The following is a 245-nucleotide window of genomic DNA, read 5'->3' as shown; positions in this document are numbered from 1 at the left end:
CCGAGAGCGGCGCGATCCACGTCACTCTGGCCCGATAGGAGGCGGGGATGACGATCGAACGCCGACTCGCGCGCTCCGGATTCACCCTGACCCGCGACTATGCGGCGCCCGTCGAGCGCGTATGGGCGGCGTTCGCCGACGAGGACAGCAAGCGGAGCTGGTGGGGCGACGCCGACCGCATCCGCACTCGGGAGTGGGTGTTCGACTTCCGCGTCGGCGGCCGCGACATCGACGAGGGCAAGTTC

1 pseudogene is annotated in these 245 nt (G+C 70.2%); it reads left to right on the top strand.

Annotated elements, in window-relative coordinates:
• Positions 1–47: 47 nt before the first annotated feature.
• A pseudogene (locus SB753_RS40400) lies at positions 48–245 on the top strand (hypothetical protein); the annotation flags it as partial.

The organism is Paraburkholderia sp. SIMBA_053 (assembly GCF_046534895.1).
Classification (GTDB): Bacteria; Pseudomonadota; Gammaproteobacteria; order Burkholderiales; family Burkholderiaceae; genus Paraburkholderia; species Paraburkholderia caledonica.
Note: the sequence above shows the minus strand (reverse complement) of the source record. Positions and strands in the feature narration are given on the sequence as shown.